Origin of the sequence: Nocardiopsis sp. JB363 (genome assembly GCF_900143625.1) — a bacterium.
Lineage (GTDB): Bacteria > Actinomycetota > Actinomycetes > Streptosporangiales > Streptosporangiaceae > Nocardiopsis.
This window is the reverse complement of record NZ_FRFF01000162.1, coordinates 1-1561: the sequence shown is the minus strand read 5'-3', so window position 1 is coordinate 1561 and position 1561 is coordinate 1. Positions and strand designations below refer to the sequence as shown.

The 1561-nt window shown below is 51.8% G+C and carries 1 protein-coding gene; it reads right to left on the bottom strand.

Translation table 11 applies throughout. From position 1 onward, the window contains the following. Positions 1-76: 76 nt before the first annotated feature. Positions 77-1456, bottom strand: a complete 1380-nt coding sequence (locus tag BQ8420_RS24945; protein ID WP_160049420.1) for a pentapeptide repeat-containing protein — start codon at positions 1454-1456, stop codon at positions 77-79. Positions 1457-1561: the final 105 nt, after the last annotated feature.

Below are 1561 nucleotides of genomic sequence, written 5' to 3'. Positions count from 1 at the left end.
CTAGAAGCAGTCTGGAACTCCAGGGTTTCGTTAAATCTGGAAATGGTTGTTGGCCCGCGGCTCTGAGTACATTACTCTATATCCCCTTGGTGTCTCCTGCGACCCTCCCGTTATCCACACTAGGAATCCAAGCTTCGGGAACATGCCAGAAGTCCCTCATTTCACTCATAAGATTAGGCTTGTGCCTGACTTCGGGCGCAACCCCTCGCGCATCACGGAAGTCGAACGCGATCTTGGATGAATCGAATGGAAGAGATAGACTGAAGCCCGAGAATCGCGTGTATCGAAAATCCGCATATAGCCAAATGCTAACCTTAATCAGAGACAGTGCCAGATTTTTTCCCTTGATCCTTGCATTCGCAAAGGAAAGTTTCTGCATCTCAGTACCAGGGGCGTTTGTAAAATGCGCCCCGGAGAGAATCACTCGGCCAGACGTTATTTGCGAATTTTCGAAGCTTGCATGTGAGTGGAGGGTGCAGTTTTTCAGGGAAATATAGGACCCACGGAAGCTGCAATATGAAAAATCCACCGTTCCTTCGAAACTGGCTCCTTCAAAGTTCATATTAACTTCGTGGAGACGGAGGTGAGACATGCTCACTCGGGGCAGGCGGGCACCTCGAAAGTCGAACTCTTTTCCCTGCCAACGATGTGCGGGCATGCGTAGGCGAGAGGAGATGGCGGCGAGGATGGCGGAAATGATTCTCTCCTCCCTTTTTTCATAGTCGGAAACTTCATGCGCTTCTCTGCCTTGGTGGGTTTCGGAAGCTGAAGACCTTGGCATGTGGACGTACCCACACAAGAGATTGATGACCATCTGGACCAGGTCTTCGCGGTCAGTGGGTGCATCGTCGGCCAATTGCGCCAAGGCGTGCACCCCAGCCAGACGAACGACTGCCTCCTCGCTTCCTAGCTGGTCAGAAGCAGATCGATATCTTTCATCGAACAGGCGGACTTCATCTCGATTCTCGCTCAATTCCGTCGTGCGTTGCTTCCGAAAAGCGATCACCAAAAACGCCACACCTCCAAGGCCTGCAACCGCTGCGAATGCCCGTGTCGTGACCGTATTTAGTTGACCAAAAGTCAATAGTTCGGGGCGGTCAATGGGAGGCATCCCCATGAACCTAAGAGATACCCAGGTGATCAAGCCGATGGCCGCAATCGCTAGCACGAACGCACCAAGGATGGCAGATCCGATAGACAGAGGCTCTACCCTTAACCTCGCCGAGCCGAACACGCCGATCAAGGTAAGGCCGAAAGCGGTCAATCCCAAAACTAGCCATACTGTATTCTCGGCGGTTAAATCTAATCCCTCCAGCAAGGATCGGAGTGCCGGGAAAAGAAATACTGCCAGAAGAAACAGGCCAAGCAATGCGATCAATGTGCAGATCCCAGACAAAAATTCCCTGAAGATAACTCGTGTAAATTTGCTGGGTTCGATATTTGGGGTAGGGTTCATGTGTGAGATCATATCGAAATGTCATCCACGGTGGGCGGTAACTGTAGGGTCCGCGAAGGTCGAATTATCTGGACGTCCCCACACACCCCCTACGCGTCTCACTAA

Coding starts and splice junctions, on each gene's coding strand:
- BQ8420_RS24945 (WP_160049420.1), bottom strand. CDS start 1,456: ATGAACCCTACCCCAAATATCGAACCCAGCAAATTTACACGAGTTATC.